We start from the raw sequence: 13789 nt of genomic DNA, 5'->3' as shown, positions 1-13789 counted from the left end.
AAACGCCGCTCCGCCACGGCTGGACGACGGGTGCCTGCGCCACGGCGGCGGCCAAGGCCGCCTACACCGCCCTGCTGACCGGCGCCTTCCCCGATCCGGTGGAGATCGTGCTGCCGCGCGGCGAACGGCCCGGTTTCGCGCTGGCCCGCGCCGACCGGGCGGAGCAGGCCGCGACCGCCGGAATCATAAAGGACGCCGGCGACGACCCGGACGTGACGCACGGCGCGCTGGTTCTCGCCACCGTCCGCCCCGGCCCGCCCGGCACCGGCGTGGCCTTTCGCGCCGGCCCCGGCGTCGGCACCGTCACCAAGCCCGGCCTGCCCCTGCCGCCCGGCGAGCCCGCCATCAACCCCGTCCCCCGCCGCATGATCGCCGCCGCCGTCGCCGAGGTCGCGGCGGCCTTCGGCGGCGGCGGCGACGTGGTGGTGGAAATCTCCATCCCCGGCGGCGCCGAACTGGCGGCGAAGACCTGGAACCCGCGCCTGGGCATCGTCGGCGGCCTGTCCATCCTCGGCACCACGGGGGTGGTCGTGCCCTTCTCCTGCTCGGCCTGGATCCATTCCATCCAGCGCGGCGTGGACGTGGCCCGCGCCGCCGGCCTGCGCCATGTCGCCGGCTGCACCGGCTCCACGTCGGAGGCCGCCGTGCAGCGCCTGCACGCGCTGGAGGAGCAGGCGCTGCTGGACATGGGCGACTTTGCCGGCGGCCTGCTGAAGTACCTGCGCCGCCACCCGCTGCCCCGCCTTACCATCGCCGGCGGCTTCGCCAAGGTCACCAAGCTGGCGCAGGGCGCCATGGACCTGCACTCCGGCCGCAGCGAGGTGGATTTCCATTGGCTGGCCGACCGGCTGGAGGAGTGCGGCGCCGATCCCGGCCGCGTCGCCGCCGCGCGCACCGCCAACACCGCCAAGCAGGTGCTGGATTCGGCCATCGGCCTGCCGCTGGCCGACCACGTGGCCGCCCAGGCGCGGCGCGTGGCGCTGTCGGTGCTGGACGGCGCCCCCGTCGCGGTCGACGTGCTGGTGGTCGACCGCGACGGCACGCCCGTCGGCCGCGCGGGCGCCTGATGCGCCGCGTCCTCATCCTCGGCGGCACCACGGAGGCGGCCGCCCTCGCCCGCGCTCTCGCCGCCCGCCCGGACCTTGAGGTCACCACCTCGCTGGCCGGCCGCACGCGCAGCCCCGCCGCCCTGCCCGGCCGCCTGCGCACCGGCGGCTTCGGCGGCGCCGCCGGCTTGGCCGATTTCCTGGCCTCCCGGGGCATCGACGCGCTGATCGACGCCACGCACCCCTTCGCCGCGCGTATCTCCGCCAACGCGGTGGAGGCCTGCCGCCTGCACCCCACGCCCCGCCTCGCCCTGGTCCGCCCGCCCTGGGAACCGCAGCCCGGCGACCGCTGGACGCCGGTGCCCGACCTGCCCGCCGCCGCCGCGGCTCTGCCGTCCGGCGCCCGGACCCTGCTCGCCATCGGCCGCCAGGACTTGGATCCTTTTTCCGCCCGCACGGACGTCTGGTTCCTGATCCGCAGCGTCGAGCCACCCGACGGCCCCCTGCCGCCGAATCACGCCGTCCTCACCGCCCGCGGCCCCTTCCGCGTGGACGACGAAGTGGCGCTGCTCACCACGCACCGCATCACCACCGTCGTCGCCAAGAACAGCGGCGGCAACGACGCCAAGCTGGACGCCGCACGGCGCCTGGGCCTTCCGGTGCTCCTGGTCTCCCGCCCCCCGCCCCCGCCGGGCGCCCGCGCCGCCACCGTGGCCGAAGCGCTGGCGTGGCTGGACGCCCTCGTTGACATTATTCCTAACGACGGAGCATAGTGGGTGCGAACATGGGGCGTGGTGCGTGCCCGCGCTGCGACGCTTGCCCCCACCCTAACCTCCCCTGCCTAGTGCGCTCCAGGCGGAGAACCACGTATGTTCATTCCGGAGGTGTATTCGATGCAAGGAGCTGCGCGCATCGCGGTCACAATGATCCGTTTGAGGTTTCCCGCGAATGCTGTCGGGGCATCGGTTGCATATTTCAACTTCGTGAACAAAAGAGCCTCGGTTGCTCTTCTCACTTGTCTAGGCTAGATTTGACGGCGATTGCGCTCGAATATTCATACGGGCGTATGATAGGCAGCTTCCACCCGGTTCTACAAAGAAAGGAACGACAATATGACCGAAGAAGAGTTGGGACTTCTTGAGTTCGAAATTGAGCACACATACTACTACATTGGCTACCCAGATAATGTTAGACATAATTTCTGGAAGGACGGAGCCGGCGAATTTAAATTCATGCCAGAAATGGGCCTAGATCACCTCAAGTCATGCATTAAAAAGGTTGAAAAGGACATTGCAGCCCTTGAACATTCAGGCCGCCCATCGGCAGTTATCGATGCTATCCACTCAAGATCCTCCCAAAAACTAGATGAGCTGAAAGCAGTATTTTCGAGAAAGGTGAACTCGTGACGAGCCGTCTTAGCGAACTGAGACTACATGTCCATTTCGCCACTTGGCAACTGAGAGAGCCTTAATGCCTTCTCCAGATGGGCAGCACACATAAACTCTTGTCACACAACTCTCACTGGGGGCGAGCGAAGCGGAGACCGGGTGGGTGCAAGACTCAGCAAAGTTCACCCCCCCAATGCAACACCCACCCGAATCCGTTGCATCCGGTTGCATCCCGTTGCATTCGGAACGCCGCCCCCAAATGTGACACCCACCGGAATCCGTATCATCCGGTATCATCCGGTAACATTACGGTCGCGCTCACCCCGGAATGGCCGGCGTCGGCGTGCGCTCCTCCAGGAAGCGGCGCATGACATAGGAATCGTACCGCCCCGGCGGCACCGGGCGCATCGGCCGCTCCGGCTGGTGGGCGGAACGCCACAGCGCGTACTGGGCGATGACCGCCAGCCGCTCGCTCCTGCGCGGCAGCAGGCCCTTGTGCACGCCGCGCGTGTCGGCCAGGAAGCACATGCCCTTCCGGCCGGTCAGCGTCACGAACCGGTCGCGGCCGAAGGCCGCCGCCACCTCGTCGTCGGTCATGGCGCGGGGGTGGTACAGCTCCCGCCGGTCGTGGGTGTCGGCGACGTAGACGTGCGGCCCGCCGTCCTCGTCCACGTCGGTCAGGTAGATGAACAGCTTGATGAAGCGCAGCCCGTCGAAGTCGCGGTGGAACCGTTGCGATCCCTTGGCCCCCGCCCGCTCCGGATAGGCCCACCAGCAGTTCAGGAAGCCCAGCGTCGGCTTGCAGCCGAACACCCGCTCGATGGTGCGCAGCACCAGCGGGTGCGCCAGCGCGTCGACCATGTGCGGCGCGTCGATGATCTGCTGGTCGCTGTACCAGCCCATGTTGGTCTCGTCGCTGGGGATCGCGTGCGGCTGGAACTGCCCCAGGTGCGGGCGCCAGGGGTCGTGGCAGAGCTGCCCCTCGAAGTAGGCGCGCATGGCGTCGATCTGCTCGGCCGGCAGCAGTTCCAGCGGCTCGGTGTAGCCGCGCTCGCGGATCTGCGCGGCGAGGCGCTCGGCCTCGGCATCGAAGGCATCGCCGCTCTTCGGGCAGGCCAGCGCCAGCACGCGCGACAGCCCGTCGATGACCGCCGGGTTGCAGAACGCCGGGCGCTGCATGAGCTTCCAGTAAAACCGGTTGATGCGCCCGTTCATATCGCTCAGCATGCCCGCAGGCCCCCTGGGTTGAGTGGTGCGGCATGGTAGCCGCGCGGCCGGGGCGCGTTCAATCCGGGCAGGGACGATGGAACATTCGGTCGCAGATCTGCAGCGCGCGCTGGCCGCCGCCCTCGACACGCTGGCCCGCACCGGCGGCGATTGGCGCGCCATCGAGGCGCCGGGCCTTCGCGGCGTCGACCTGTCCACGGCGCCGCTGGTGCTGATCGGCGCCGGCTCGGTCATCGCCCAGCCCTTCGTGGCGCACGCGCTGGCGCACCTGAACGTGGCCGGCGTCGTCGACAACGCCCGCGCCGGCACCGTCCAGCATGGCCACACCATCCTCGACGACGCCGGCCTGCGCGCCCTGATGGCACGGCGGCCGGACCTGGTGGGCGTCATGTGCTGCTGCGCCGACCGCGCGGTGGAGCACTTCTCGGCGCTCTGGGCGCCCGGCGGACGGCCGCTGCTGTCGCTGTTCCAGGCCATGCGGCACGCCGGGCTGGAGACGCCCGACGCCTTCTCCGACCCGGCCGGGATCGCAGCACTTCTGGACCGCCGCGACGTGTGGGAAGGGTACGCGGACGAGGAAAGCCGCCGCACCTACCTGTCGCTGCTGCTGCACCGCCTCACCTGGGACCGCGCCTGGATCGAGCCGCGCCGCCTGCCCTACAAGGCCATGTACTTCTTCACCGACGCCCTCGACGTGGGCACGGACGAGACCCTGGTCGACGGCGGCGCCTTCGACGGCGACACGGTGGTCTACTTTCATGAGCGGACGGCCGGCCGCTACCGCGCCGTCCATGCCTTCGAGGTGGACCCGGCCAACGTCGACGCCCTGCGCCGCCGCACCGCCGATATCCCGCGCGTCACCGTCCACCCGCTTGGCCTGTGGGACGGCGACGCCACCCTGCGCCTGTCGGCCGGCGGCGCCGCCAGCAGCGTGGGCGACGGCAGCGGGGTCGAAGTGCCCGTCCGCGCGCTGGACGGCCTGGACCTCGGCCCCGTCAGCCTGATCAAGCTGGACATCGAGGGGGCGGAGATCCCCGCCCTGCGCGGTGCCGCGGACACCATCCGCCGCCACAAGCCGAAGCTGTCGCTGGCCGTCTACCACAAGCCCGACGACCTCGCGGCGGTCCAGGACGCGATATCCGCGATCCGCCCCGACTACCGCTTCCGCCTGCGCCACCACAGCCCCATCTTCCACGACACGGTGCTGTACGCGGAGTGAGGCGTCAGCTACCGCCGCTCCGGCCGCAGGACGTGGGCGTGCGCCGGGTCGTACAGCGCGCTGTCGCGGAAGCCGTGCGCGTCCAGAACGCGGCCCACCAGCACCAGCGCCGTGCGCGTCAGCTTGGCCGCCCGCACCTTGGCGCGGATGTCGGCCAGAGTCCCCCGGATCACCTGCTGGTCCGGCCACGTGGCGCGGTAGACCACCGCCACCGGGCAGTCCTCGCCGTACAGCGGCGCCAGGGTCGTGCAGATGTGATCGAGGTTGCGCACCGACAGGTGGATCGCCAGCGTCGCCCCGGTGCGGCCCAGCGCCTCCAGGCTCTCGCCGTCGGGCATGGGGGAGGACTTCATGGCGGTGCGCGTCAGGATCACCGTCTGCGCCACCTCCGGCAGCGTCAGCTCGGTCGCCAGCACCGCCGCTGCCGCCGCGAAGGACGGCACGCCGGGCGTCACGTCGTACGGGATGCCAAGGTCGGCCAGCCGCCGCATCTGCTCGGCGATGGCGCCGTACAGCGACGGGTCGCCGGAGTGCACGCGCGCCACGTCCAGGCCCGCCTCGTGCGCCGCCGCCATCTCGGCGACGATCTCGTCCAGCGTCAGGGGTGCCGTGTCGACCACCCGCGCCCCTTCCGGGGCGTAGCCCACCACCTCCTCCGGCACCAGGGAGCCGGCGTAGAGGCACACCGGGCAGCGCGCGATCAGGTCGCGCCCGCGCACGGTGATCAGGTCGGCCGCACCCGGCCCGGCGCCGATGAAGTGGACGGTCATTTCGCTTCCTCGCGCTTGGCCGCGTAGCCGCGCGGCGTGTAGACCCAGACCCCGCCGTCGCCGCGCGGCAGCCGCCGCGTCTCGCCCGAGCCGACCAGCACCAGCGTCAGCATGTCCACCTGATCGGCCGACAGCTCGCCCAGCGTGATGACCCGCACCACCTCCCCTTCCCGCCCCAGGTTGCGGGCCAGGACCACGGGCGTGTCGGCCGGCCGGTGCTCCAGCAGCACGCGCTTAAGCTCACCCAGCTGCGCGGTGCGGCGCTGCGACACGGGGTTGTAGACGGCGACGACGAAGTCCCCCTCGGCCGCCGCGCGGATGCGCCGCTCGATCACCGCCCAGGGGGTCAGCAGGTCGGAGAGCGAGATGGTGCAGAAGTCGTGGCCCAGAGGTGCTCCCACCCGCGCGGCGGCGGCCTGGAGCGCGGAGATGCCGGGCGTGACGGCGACGTCCACCCGCGTCCACGCGTCGTGCGCGGCGCCTTCCCGCTCGATCAGTTCGAAGACCAGGGTCGCCATGGCATAGATGCCGGCGTCGCCGCTGGACACCAGCGCCACGTCGCGCCCCTCGGCCGCGAGGTCCAGCGCGATGCGGCAGCGCTCCGTCTCCGCGCCCAGTTCGTACCCGTGCCGCCGCTTGCCCGTCGCCGCGGGCCCCAGCAGGTCCAGGTACAGGTGGTAGCCGACAAGGTCGGTGGCGCTGGCCAGCCACCGCTCCGCCTCCGGCGTGCGCCAGCCGGGCGTGCCGGGGCCGATGCCGACGATGCTCAGCCGCCCCCGCACCCGGCCCGCCTGCAGCGTATCGATCGGCTGCGGCGCCAGGGCAACGGCGCAGGTGGCGCGCTTGGAGCGGCGCTTGGGCACGACCAGCCGCGCGTCCGGCCCGGCGGCGGCCAGCGCCGCACCCTCGGCCACGCCGTGGCAGCCGACCTCCTGGAACACCACGTCCGACGGATTGGCGAGGCGGGGCACCTCCTGCTCCAGCCGGGCGGCGTCGAAGAAGCGTGCCGGGGCACGCAGGGCGGCCGCCGCCGCGTGCACCGCCGGCTCGTCCGCCTTCAGGTCCAGCGAGGCGACCAGCGCCACGGCGCCCGTCGCCAGCCCGGCCTCGGCCAGCGTGGCGTGCACGAGGTCGCTCAGCTCCGCCGGGTCGGTCCCGCGCTCGCACCCCACGCCCACGGCCAGCACCGGCGGGTGGTAGACCAGCGTCCGCGCGTCGCCCGCCCCGGCCCGCTCGGTGACCCACAGCGTGTGCTCGGCCCCGTCCGCGAACGGCAGGCCGCTGCCGCGCAGCCACGGCGCGTCGCCGTCCAGCCGGCACGGCGCGCCGCCCAGCAACGCCGCCGTGAAGGCCTTGGCGTCGGCCGGGTTGGCGAGGCGCCAGCCGGGCGGCGGGTCGTCCAGCGCCACGCCGAAGGCGAGGTCGCCGGCCGTGGTCACCGCCGCCACGCCCTCCAGCGCCTCCGCCAGCCGCCGCGCCAGGGCGTTGGCGCCGTGGTGGCCGCCCAGCAGCGGCACCACGGCGCTGCCGTCCTCGGCCACCGCCAGCACCGGCGGCTCGGCCCGCTTGTCGGCCAGCAGCGGCGCCAGCGCCCGCACCAGGATGCCGGCGGCGCAGACGCCGACGATGGGCGTGCCGGCGGCGAACAGGGCGCGCAGGTGCTCGGCGGTGTCGGCGAACGCCGCGTCGGCGCCCTCCACCCGGCCGGTCAGGCCGTGCACGGCGCCGCCAACGGCGGCAGCCACGCGCCGCGCCGTGGGCAGGCCGCGGTTCGTCAGGACGATCACGGCAACTTCGGTCATCGCGGCACCAGGATCATGGAGAAATACGGCGCCGGCCCGTCCACCTGGGCCAGCGGGAGGATGCGCTGCCCGTCCATGGACACGCGCTCGACATAGACGGCACGGTGCAGCAGGCCCAGCTCGTCCAAGACGGCGCGGACCTTGGGCAGATGGCGGCCCAGCTTGACGATCACCGCCGCGTCGGCGGCCCGCAGCCGGTCGCGCAGGACCCCGGCGTCCAGTGGCGCCGGCAGCACCGCCAGCGCGTCGTTGCGGGACGCCAGCGGCGCCAAGGCGGCGGCCGACGCGGCGGTCAGCGAGGTGACGCCGGGCACCACCCGCACCTCCGCCCGCCCGGCCAGCCGGTTCAGCAGGTACTGGAAGGAACCGTAGAGCAGCGGGTCGCCCTCGCACAGCACCGCCACGTCCCGCCCGGCCTCCAGATGCGCCGCCAGTTCCTCCGCCGCGCGGTCGTAGACGGCCTGCCCCGGCGTCGGGTCGGTGCGCATGGGCACGCGGATAACCACCTCGGCCTGCCCGCCCGGCAGGTGCGGGGCGGCGATGGCGCGCGCCAGGCTCTCCGCCGCGTCGGCCGCCAGATAGGCGACGACGGGGGTGGTGCGCAGGATCTTGAGCGCCTTCAGCGTGATCAGGTCGGGATCGCCGGGGCCGACGCCGACACCGTATAGGGTTCCGGTCATGGTTTGATGGCAGCGAACTGGACGACGGGGCGCATCGGCTGCCAGCCGGTGAAGCCGCCGACAGCCGCGGCGCGGCTGACGGCGACCTGCGTCAGGCTGCCGCCCAGGCGCCGGTGCAGGGCGATCAGCACCGCCTCGCCCTCCAGCGTTACAGCGTTGGCAACGAAGCGGCCGCCGGTGGGCAGTGCGTTCCAGCACGCCTCAGCCACGCCCGGTGCGGTCAGCCCGCCGCCGACGAACACGGCGTCCGGCGGGGCCAAGTCCGCCAGCGCGTCCGGCGCCCGGCCCTCGACGACGCGCAGGTTGGGCACGCCCAGCGCCGCCGCGTTGTCGGCGATCAGCGCCAGACGGTCCGCGCGATGCTCGACGGCGACGGCGTTGCACTTCGGGTGCGTGCGCAGCCACTCGATGGCGACGGAGCCGCAGCCGGCGCCAACGTCCCACAGCGTCTGCCCCGGCACCGGGGCCAGCGCGGCCAGGGTGACGGCGCGCACCTCGCGCTTGGTGATCTGTCCGTCGTGGCGGAAGGCGTCGTCCGGCAGGCCGGGCACGCGCGCCAGCAGCGGCGCGCCGGGTGCCGCCACGCACTCGATGGCGATGGTGTTGAGGTCGGCGAAGGGACCGTCCGGCAGCGTGTCGGCGGTGGCCTCGACGCGGCGCTCGCGCGGGCCGCCCATGTGCTCCAGCACCACCATCCGGCTGGGGCCGTAGCCGCGCGCGCGCAGCAGCGCCGCCGCCTTGGCCGGGGTGGTGCCGTCGCTGCTCAGTGCCAGGATGCGGGCACCCGGCTGCACGGCGGGGTGCAGCAGGTCCACCGGCCGGCCGTGCAACGTCAGCCCCTCCACCCACGCCCGCGCCCAGCCCAGCCGCGCGCAGGCCAGGGTGAAGGCACTGAGGCCCGGCAGGACGGTCATCTCGGAAAGGTCGAAATGGCGCAGCAGCACCGGCACGACGCCGAACAGCATCGGATCCCCGCTGGCCAGCACGACGACGCGCAGGCGCTTGCGTTTCCGAAGCTCGTCCACCATGGAGTCGAAGGGCGACGGCCAGACCAGCCGCTCGCACCCGGCGTCCGGCACCATGGCGAGGTGACGCGCACCCCCGACCAGCACCTCGGCCGCGGTGATGGCCCGCAGCGCCGCCTCCGACAGGCCGTCCAGGCCGTCCTCGCCGATGCCGACGACCGTCAGCCAGGGAAGCGCCGTCATTCCGCCAGGCCCAGCGCCAGCGCGTTGACCGCCGCCGCCGCCATGGCGCTGCCGCCGCGCCGGCCGCGCACGGTGATGAAGGGAAGGCCGCGCGGATCCGCGACCAGCGCCTCCTTGGACTCCGCCGCACCCACGAAGCCGACGGGGAAGGCCAGCACGGCGGCCGGGCGCGGCGCCCCGGCGTCGATCAGCTCCAACAGGCGGAACAGGGCGGTCGGCGCGTTGCCGATGGCGACGATCGCGCCTTCCAGTTCCGGCAGCCAGCGGTCGACGGCGGCCGCCGAGCGCGTGGTGCTCAGCGCCCGCGCAAGCCCCGGCACGGTGGGGTCGTCCAGGCGGCAGACCACGTGGTTTCGTGCCGGCAGCCGTGCCGTCATGATGCCGGCCGCCACCATGCGCGCGTCCACCAGCACCGGCGCGCCGGCCTTCAGCGCCGCGCGGCCGGCCGCCGCCACGTCGTCCGACCACGCGAGGTCGTCCAGCAGGTCGATCATGCCGCAGGCATGGATCAGGCGGGTCGCCACCTCCGCCACGTCCGCCGGCAGGCGGGACATGTCGGCCTCCGCCGCGATGGTGGCGAAGGACTGTCGGTAGATGGCGTCCGGATCGCGCAGATACTCCATGGGCGCGCCGGCCGGTTGCTCCGTATCAGTCGCCATGGCCCGCCCGCGTCAGGCTGCGCGGCCCCAAGGGATGGTCCGCCTGGGGATACGGGTGGTGGTGTCCGTGGTCGTGGTTGTGGCCGTGCTTGTGGTCGTGATGGTGCCCATGATCGTGGTCGTGGTCATGATCATGGTGGTGGTGATGGTCGTGGCCGTGATGGTGATCATGGTCGTGCGCCGGGACGCCGACGCCGATGCCCTCCACATGGTGGTGGTGGCTTTCCTGGCGCAGCCCCACCTCGTCCTCGAAGCCCAGGAAGTGCTCCCGGTACTTGCACATCTGGCAGTTCATGTTGCCGGTGCCGTCCACGATCTCCCGCACGCGCTCGGACATCGTCTCCAGCACCATCGGGTGATCGTTCAGGTAGGGCGCCTTGACGAACTCGATGCCCGGATGGCGCGCCGCCACCGCGTCCGTGGCGTCGTAGATGCGGCGCACCAGGATGCCGGTGAACAGGAAGTACGGGAAAACGACGATGCGCTTGTAGCCCAGCCGTGCGGCGTGCTCCAGCGCCGGTTCCACCAGCGGGAAGGTGACGCCGGAATAGGCGGTCTCGGCCCAGCCGAAGCCCATCCCCTCCCACAGCATGCGGGTGACCTTGGCGACGTTGGAGTTGGCGTCGGGGTCCGATGAGCCGCGGCCGACCACCACCAGCAGCGTGTCGTGGCGCGACACGCCGTCGCCGGCCACCGTCAGCGCCTCCGCCACGCGGTCGCCGGCGGCGCGCAACATCTTCAGGTCCACGGCCAGTTCGCGGCCATAGTCGATGCGCAGGCCCGGATGCTCGGCGGCGTAGGCGTTGAGGACCGAGGGGATGTCGTTCTTGGCGTGGCCGGCGGCGAACAGCATGGCCGGCACGGCGAGGATGCGGGTGACGCCCTTGGCGCGCAGCTTGTCCAGCCCTTCGCGCAGGACCGGCCGGGCGAACTCCAGGTAGCCGTGCTCGACGTGCTCGAAGGGCAGCCTTCCGGCCAGTTTTCCGGCCACGAAGGCGAACTCCGCCACCGCGTCGGCGTCGCGGCTGCCGTGGCCGCAGATCATCACGCCCAGCTTCTCGCCCATCGGGAGCCTTTCCTCGGTTGCGGCGCCATTCGCGGCCATGGTCGTAGGCCCCGCGGCGCCCCAGCGTCAACGGTTTTTGCCGCGTCGGCGACACCCTTTGCGAAGGGGGCTTGCGGGGGCTGCGGCGCCCTGCCACACTGCGCCGCGATGGTGCCCGGAAACGCCAAGCGGACCCGGGGTAATAGGGAACACGGTGCGGTCGACCAAATCGAGGGACCAAATCCGTGGCTGCCCCCGCAACTGTAAGCGGCGAGCCGGCCTGACGATCCACCGGAGGCGACAGCCCCCGGGAAGGTGTCCGGCCAGACGGCGACGACCCGCGAGCCAGGAAACCTGCCATCTTCGGCCCAATCCAACCGTCGGGTGTGACGGCAACTGGAGATCATGAAGATGAACGTCAATCACGCTGCCCAGACGCGCGGCCTGCCGCGCGCCGAATCCCTCGTCCCCGCCCTGGTCGCCGCCCTGCTGGGCGTCTTCCTGCTGTACGGCTCCGGCTTCGCGTCGGCGAACGCGCTGCACGAGGCCGCGCACGACAGCCGGCACGCCTTCTCCTTCCCCTGCCACTGACGGCGCCGCCATGTTGAGGCGGATCCTCTCCGCGGCGCTCGCCGCGGGGCTGCTGGCCGGCGTCCTCGTGTCGGCCCTGCAAGCCGCCCTCACCACGCCCCTGATCCTCCAGGCCGAGGTCTACGAGCAGGCCATGCCCGCTCAAGGCCATGGTGACGGCCACGCGCACGCCCACCCTGCCCCGTCCGGTCCGGACTGGGGCGAGGTGGCGGAGCGCACCGGCCTGACCGTGCTGGCCAACCTGGTGACGGGGGTGGGCTTCGCGTTGCTGGTGGTCGCCGGCTTCACCCTGTCCGGCCGCGCCGTGGAGGAGCGGGAGGGGCTTTTGTGGGGTCTCGCCGGCTTCGCCGCCTTCACGCTCGCCCCGGCCCTGGGCCTGCCGCCGGAGGTGCCGGGCACCTACGCGGCCGACCTTGCCGACCGGCAGGCGTGGTGGTCCTTCGCCGCGGTCGGTGCCGCGGCGGCGCTGTGGCTCCTGGCATTCGGGCGGGGGGCGTGGCGGATCCCGGTGGCGCTGGCGCTGGCGGCCCTGCCGCACGTCGTCGGCGCGCCGCATCCGGCCGCCTTCGGCGGCGGCGTGCCGCCGGAACTGGCGGGGCAGTTCGCCGCCCGTTCCATCGGCGTCGGCGCCTTGTTCTGGTGCGCGCTGGGCTGGCTGGCCGGCGGGTTCTTCCGGCGCTTCGCCCACTGAACAAAGTGGGCATGGGGCTGTTTCCCGGTGGTCGCCACCACCGGGAAACACCCATGACCCGCATGTCCATCGACGAGGCGCACGAGCGCGTGCGCCGCTTCCTCACCATCGACATGGTGGAGGCGCTGCGTGCCGTGGACCTCGACTCCCCGCCGCTCTCCGACCGTCTTTCCGAACGCCCGCTGAGCGAAGTCTGCAAAGCCGTGGTAACCTTCAGCCACGTTCCCGGCTGGTCCGACTGCCTGTACCGGGTCGAGGCGTTCGGCGACGCCCTGGTGATGAGCCTGCAGCTGAACGTCCGCCGCTTCGTTGCGATCTACCGTGTGCCGGTGGAAGACCCGGTGGACAGCCACACCATGGCGCCGCGGTTCGAACGCTGGGCCATCGGCGCCGGGCACGCCGGCTGGATGATCGGCTGGCGCGACGGCAGCGACCCATGGCGGCCGGAGCAGCGGATGGTGGAGACCTATTGCTACGCCATGCTGCCGGCCGATTTCCTCGACGACCCGCTGGAGCAGCTGTACTGGCGCACGGACATCGTGCAGATGACCCGCGCCTTCATGATGGAATCCCGCCGCATGGGGATCCGGCTGTCGGCAAACGGTGAGTAAATGTTGGGCCGCGCCGACGCTTGGCCCAACATCACCTAATCTACGCCAGATCGAACAACAGCACCTCGGCCCCGATGCCGCCGTCCAGCGTGAGCGTCGTCTCGTCGCTCACCGCTGCGCCGTCGCCTTCCTTCAGAAGCAGGCCGTTCAGCCGCACCTGCCCGCGCGCCACCTGGAGCCAGGCGTGGCGGCCGGGGCGGAGGTCGAAGGCCGCGCTCTCGTCGCCGTCCAACAAGGTGGCGTAGAGGTCCACATCCTGGTGGATGGTCACGCTGCCATCCCGCCCGTCGCGCGAGCCGACAAGGCGCAGCCGGCCGTGCTTTTCAGTGTCGGCGAAGGCCTTCTGCTCATAGCCGGGGGCAAGGCCCGGACGCTCCGGCAGGATCCAGATCTGCAGGAAGTGCACGGACTCCTCTTGCGAGGCGTTGTACTCGCTGTGGCGGATGCCGGTCCCGGCGCTCATGCGCTGCACGTCGCCCGGCCGGATGACCGAACCGGTGCCCAGGCTGTCCTTGTGCTCCAGGGCGCCGTCCAGGACGTAGGAGACGATCTCCATGTCCGCGTGTCCGTGCGTCGGGAAGCCGGCGCCGGGGATCACCCGGTCGTCGTTGATGACGCGCAGCGCCCGGAAGCCCATGTGGGCCGGGTCGTGATAATGGCCGAACGAGAAGCTGTGGCGGCTGTCCAGCCAGCCCATGTTGACGGCACCGCGTTCGTCCCGATTCCGGATCGTGATCATGTTCCGCTCTCCTGGCGGCCGATGGGCCGCTCCTTGCTCGGGACAGGATGTCGGAGCAATTCCAGGCCGAACAATGCCACCGGCGGCCACAAGACTGTTGCTACAAAGGCAAC

15 protein-coding genes and 1 riboswitch are annotated in these 13789 nt (G+C 71.9%); of the genes, 7 read left to right on the top strand and 8 right to left on the bottom strand.

The window, feature by feature from the left end; translation table 11 throughout:
* The 3 genes from VED21_RS31140 to VED21_RS31130 all read left to right on the top strand — a co-directional run.
* Nucleotides 1-1067: cobalt-precorrin-5B (C(1))-methyltransferase (locus VED21_RS31140; RefSeq protein WP_324889465.1), on the top strand; the 1067-nt coding region annotated here is incomplete at its 5' end.
* On the top strand, nt 1067-1819 hold the full coding sequence (locus VED21_RS31135) for a cobalt-precorrin-6A reductase (protein WP_324889463.1): 753 nt from the start codon (nt 1067-1069) through the stop codon (nt 1817-1819). The genes VED21_RS31140 and VED21_RS31135, both read left to right, overlap by 1 nt.
* Nucleotides 1820-2158: 339 nt before the next feature.
* A complete protein-coding gene (locus VED21_RS31130; protein WP_324889461.1) occupies nt 2159-2452 on the top strand; it encodes a hypothetical protein in 294 nt (97 codons plus the stop codon).
* 300 nt (nt 2453-2752) lie between these two features.
* On the opposite strand, the gene VED21_RS31125 is transcribed toward VED21_RS31130, so the two are convergent.
* Nucleotides 2753-3661, bottom strand: a complete 909-nt coding sequence (locus VED21_RS31125; RefSeq protein ID WP_324889459.1) for a phytanoyl-CoA dioxygenase family protein — start codon at nt 3659-3661, stop codon at nt 2753-2755.
* Nucleotides 3662-3737: 76 nt separating this feature from the next.
* On the opposite strand from VED21_RS31125, the gene VED21_RS31120 reads away from it, so the two are divergent.
* A complete protein-coding gene (locus VED21_RS31120; protein WP_324889457.1) occupies nt 3738-4880 on the top strand; it encodes an FkbM family methyltransferase in 1143 nt (380 codons plus the stop codon).
* 8 nt (nt 4881-4888) lie between these two features.
* On the opposite strand, the gene cobM is transcribed toward VED21_RS31120, so the two are convergent.
* From cobM to VED21_RS31090, 6 genes are read right to left on the bottom strand one after another with little or no spacing between them, the layout of a single operon-like run.
* Nucleotides 4889-5650 carry a precorrin-4 C(11)-methyltransferase gene (gene cobM / locus VED21_RS31115; RefSeq protein ID WP_324889455.1) on the bottom strand — a complete coding sequence of 254 codons (762 nt, stop codon included), beginning with the start codon at nt 5648-5650 and terminating at the stop codon, nt 4889-4891.
* On the bottom strand, nt 5647-7452 hold the full coding sequence (gene cobJ / locus VED21_RS31110) for a precorrin-3B C(17)-methyltransferase (RefSeq protein WP_324889453.1): 1806 nt from the start codon (nt 7450-7452) through the stop codon (nt 5647-5649). Before cobJ ends, cobM begins: the two co-directional genes overlap by 4 nt.
* A complete protein-coding gene (gene cobI, locus VED21_RS31105) occupies nt 7449-8132 on the bottom strand; it encodes a precorrin-2 C(20)-methyltransferase (protein WP_324889451.1) in 684 nt (227 codons plus the stop codon). The genes cobJ and cobI overlap by 4 nt, the downstream gene beginning before the upstream one ends.
* The gene (gene cbiE / locus VED21_RS31100) at nt 8129-9340 is read right to left on the bottom strand and encodes a precorrin-6y C5,15-methyltransferase (decarboxylating) subunit CbiE (protein ID WP_324889449.1); all 1212 of its coding nucleotides are present in this window, start codon (nt 9338-9340) and stop codon (nt 8129-8131) included. Before cbiE ends, cobI begins: the two co-directional genes overlap by 4 nt.
* The gene (locus VED21_RS31095) at nt 9337-9999 is read right to left on the bottom strand and encodes a precorrin-8X methylmutase (protein WP_324889447.1); all 663 of its coding nucleotides are present in this window, start codon (nt 9997-9999) and stop codon (nt 9337-9339) included. The genes cbiE and VED21_RS31095 overlap by 4 nt, the downstream gene beginning before the upstream one ends.
* Nucleotides 9989-11065, bottom strand: a complete 1077-nt coding sequence (locus VED21_RS31090; protein WP_324889445.1) for a sirohydrochlorin chelatase — start codon at nt 11063-11065, stop codon at nt 9989-9991. The genes VED21_RS31095 and VED21_RS31090 overlap by 11 nt, the downstream gene beginning before the upstream one ends.
* Before the next feature lie 131 nt (nt 11066-11196).
* Nucleotides 11197-11420: riboswitch (cobalamin riboswitch) on the top strand.
* A 35-nt stretch (nt 11421-11455) separates the two neighbouring features.
* On the opposite strand from VED21_RS31090, the gene VED21_RS31085 reads away from it, so the two are divergent.
* The 3 genes from VED21_RS31085 to VED21_RS31075 are packed head-to-tail and all read left to right on the top strand — an operon-like array spanning nt 11456 to nt 12937.
* A complete protein-coding gene (locus VED21_RS31085) occupies nt 11456-11635 on the top strand; it encodes a CbtB domain-containing protein (protein WP_324889444.1) in 180 nt (59 codons plus the stop codon).
* Nucleotides 11636-11645: 10 nt separating this feature from the next.
* Entirely contained in the window at nt 11646-12326 is a 681-nt protein-coding gene (locus tag VED21_RS31080; RefSeq protein WP_324889442.1) for a CbtA family protein, read from the top strand.
* A gap of 53 nt (nt 12327-12379) precedes the next feature.
* On the top strand, nt 12380-12937 hold the full coding sequence (locus VED21_RS31075) for a hypothetical protein (protein ID WP_324889441.1): 558 nt from the start codon (nt 12380-12382) through the stop codon (nt 12935-12937).
* Nucleotides 12938-12977: 40 nt separating this feature from the next.
* Here the strand turns inward: VED21_RS31075 and VED21_RS31070 are convergent, their stop codons facing one another.
* The gene (locus VED21_RS31070) at nt 12978-13676 is read right to left on the bottom strand and encodes a pirin family protein (protein WP_324889439.1); all 699 of its coding nucleotides are present in this window, start codon (nt 13674-13676) and stop codon (nt 12978-12980) included.
* Between the last annotated feature and the right edge of the window lie 113 nt (nt 13677-13789).

The sequence above is a fragment of the Azospirillum sp. genome, assembly GCF_035627195.1.
Taxonomy (GTDB): Bacteria; Pseudomonadota; Alphaproteobacteria; order Azospirillales; family Azospirillaceae; genus Azospirillum.
This window is presented reverse-complemented; position numbering and strand designations above follow the sequence as displayed.

Coding starts and splice junctions, on each gene's coding strand:
- VED21_RS31130 (WP_324889461.1), top strand. CDS start 2,159: ATGACCGAAGAAGAGTTGGGACTTCTTGAGTTCGAAATTGAGCACACA.
- VED21_RS31120 (WP_324889457.1), top strand. CDS start 3,738: ATGGAACATTCGGTCGCAGATCTGCAGCGCGCGCTGGCCGCCGCCCTC.
- VED21_RS31090 (WP_324889445.1), bottom strand. CDS start 11,065: ATGGGCGAGAAGCTGGGCGTGATGATCTGCGGCCACGGCAGCCGCGAC.
- cbiE (WP_324889449.1), bottom strand. CDS start 9,340: ATGACGGCGCTTCCCTGGCTGACGGTCGTCGGCATCGGCGAGGACGGC.
- cobM (WP_324889455.1), bottom strand. CDS start 5,650: ATGACCGTCCACTTCATCGGCGCCGGGCCGGGTGCGGCCGACCTGATC.
- cobI (WP_324889451.1), bottom strand. CDS start 8,132: ATGACCGGAACCCTATACGGTGTCGGCGTCGGCCCCGGCGATCCCGAC.
- VED21_RS31075 (WP_324889441.1), top strand. CDS start 12,380: ATGACCCGCATGTCCATCGACGAGGCGCACGAGCGCGTGCGCCGCTTC.
- VED21_RS31070 (WP_324889439.1), bottom strand. CDS start 13,676: ATGATCACGATCCGGAATCGGGACGAACGCGGTGCCGTCAACATGGGC.
- VED21_RS31135 (WP_324889463.1), top strand. CDS start 1,067: ATGCGCCGCGTCCTCATCCTCGGCGGCACCACGGAGGCGGCCGCCCTC.
- VED21_RS31095 (WP_324889447.1), bottom strand. CDS start 9,999: ATGGCGACTGATACGGAGCAACCGGCCGGCGCGCCCATGGAGTATCTG.
- VED21_RS31085 (WP_324889444.1), top strand. CDS start 11,456: ATGAACGTCAATCACGCTGCCCAGACGCGCGGCCTGCCGCGCGCCGAA.
- cobJ (WP_324889453.1), bottom strand. CDS start 7,452: ATGACCGAAGTTGCCGTGATCGTCCTGACGAACCGCGGCCTGCCCACG.
- VED21_RS31080 (WP_324889442.1), top strand. CDS start 11,646: ATGTTGAGGCGGATCCTCTCCGCGGCGCTCGCCGCGGGGCTGCTGGCC.
- VED21_RS31125 (WP_324889459.1), bottom strand. CDS start 3,661: ATGCTGAGCGATATGAACGGGCGCATCAACCGGTTTTACTGGAAGCTC.